1 protein-coding gene and 1 pseudogene are annotated in these 1928 nt (G+C 63.3%); both read right to left on the bottom strand.

Annotated features, from left to right (window positions below; translation table 11 throughout):
- Window positions 1-13: 13 nt before the first annotated feature.
- A complete protein-coding gene (locus L0976_RS28505; RefSeq protein ID WP_234190766.1) occupies window positions 14-1546 on the bottom strand; it encodes an IS66 family transposase in 1533 nt (510 codons plus the stop codon).
- Between the two features lie 71 nt (window positions 1547-1617).
- A pseudogene (gene tnpB, locus L0976_RS28500) lies at window positions 1618-1928 on the bottom strand (IS66 family insertion sequence element accessory protein TnpB); the annotation flags it as partial.

Genomic DNA, 1928 nt, shown 5'->3' with positions numbered 1-1928 from the left:
GTAAGCGGTGTTCTCAGACCATGGCCTTGAGGATCGGCTTCTCGGCATAAGCCCAGGGCATAAGGTCATCGATCCGGCCGTTGGGATGGCCGTTGACGACCCTCGTGATCACGTCGGTAAGGTAGGCCATAGGCTCGACGTCATTGAGCTTGGCGGTTTCGATGAGCGAGGCGATGGTCGCCCAATGTTCGGCTCCGGCGTCAGAGCCGGCGAACAACGCGTTCTTCCTATTGAGGGCGATCGGCCTGATGGAACGCTCTACGGTGTTGGAGTCGATCTCGATACGGCCGTCATCGATGAAGCGGGTCAGCCCGTCAGAACGTGAGAGCGTGTAGCGGATGGCTTCGGCGAGCTTGGTCTTCTGGCTGATGAGGGCGAGCTGCTCGGTCAGCCAAGGCGCGAGGTCGTCAACGATCGGGCGGCTCTTGTCCCGCCGGACGGCGCGGCGTTCCTCGTGCGTCCTGCCGCGGATATCGTCCTCGATCTTGTAGAGCTCGGCGATACGCCTGAGCGCTTCGCTGGCGATGGGCGCAGGACCGGCGGCCGACAACTCATAAAATCGCCGTCGCACGTGGCTCCAGCAGAATGCCAGAGACACGCTGTTGCCGGCGGCGAGCGCTCGATAGCCCACGTATCCGTCCACTTGCAGGACGCCGACGAAGCCATTGAGGTGCGCCATTGGGCGTTCGCTCTTGCGATCAGGCGCATAGACATAGACGACGCCGGGCGGATCGGGCCCCTGCCATGGTCGGTCATCGCGAGCGTATGCCCATAGCTGCCCGGTCTTCGTCCTTCCCCGACCCGGATCGAGCACCGGGGCGGTCGTCTCGTCGGCGAAGAGCTTGGACGAGGCCTTCAGATGCTCGAGCAACCTTTGATGAACCGGGCGCAGGTGCCAGGCAGCGCGACCGACCCAGTCGGCAAGTGTCGAGCGGTCGAGGTCGATCCCCTGGCGCTTGTAGATTTGCGCCTGTCTGTAGAGCGGCAGGTGATCGGCGTATTTGGAAACCAGCACCTGGGCGACGGTCGCTTCAGTCGGAATGCCACCTTCGATCAACCGCGCGGGAGCTGCCGCCTGAACGACGACTTCCTCGCAGGCCCGGCATCCATATTTGGGACGACGCGTTACCAGAACGCGGAACTGGGCTGGCACGATGTCGAGCTTCTCGCTGACGTCTTCGCCGATCCGATGCAGGCCTTTGCCACAGCAGGGGCAGTCATGGCTTTCGATGTCGATGGCTACATCGATGCGCGGCAGATGGGCAGGAAGGGCACCACGGTTTGTCCGCCGCTTGGCAACCCGCTCCCGGCGCAGATCGCTCGATGCGTGCTCCTTGTCTTCCAGATTGTCCGCCTCGACCTGCTCGGCTTCCTCGAGCCCAAGGAGAAGCTGATCCTCTGGAAGCGTCTCGGCGCGGCGGCCAAAGCGATGACGCTGCAATTCCTTGATGATCTGGCGCAGCCGGGCATTCTCCGCCTCGCGCGAAAGCACCATGGCCTTGAGCGCGTTCAGGTCGTCGGGAAGCTCGTCGGCCGTCATCGTCATGGAATGACAACAGCATAATCGGCCAACCAAAACGAGGGCGTGGATGAGGCTGATTCAATTGGTCGCGGCGGCTATCCAGCCGTCTGCGGGACACGCGCCTCGATCGGCGCATGAACGCGCTTCCAGTCCAGCCCCTCGAACAAGGCCGAGAACTGGGCGGCCGTCAGGCGCATCGCACCGTCCTGCATTCTGGGCCAATGGAACTCGCCATCCTCAAGCCGCTTGGACACCAGGCAGACGCCGCTGCCGTCCTAGAAGACCAGCTTGATCCGATCCGCGCGCTTGGCTCGAAACACGTAGATCGTGCCCGAGAACGGGTCGGCACCCATCTCGGCCTTGACCAGCGCCGCCAGGCCCTCCGCACCTTTGCGGAAGTCGACAG

The organism is Shinella sp. NM-101, assembly GCF_021401195.1.
Classification (GTDB): Bacteria; Pseudomonadota; Alphaproteobacteria; order Rhizobiales; family Rhizobiaceae; genus Shinella.
This window is presented reverse-complemented; position numbering and strand designations above follow the sequence as displayed.

What these genes read in the sequence shown, in the direction of transcription:
- L0976_RS28505 (WP_234190766.1), bottom strand. Translation starts at nt 1,546, where the DNA reads ATGACGATGACGGCCGACGAGCTTCCCGACGACCTGAACGCGCTCAAG.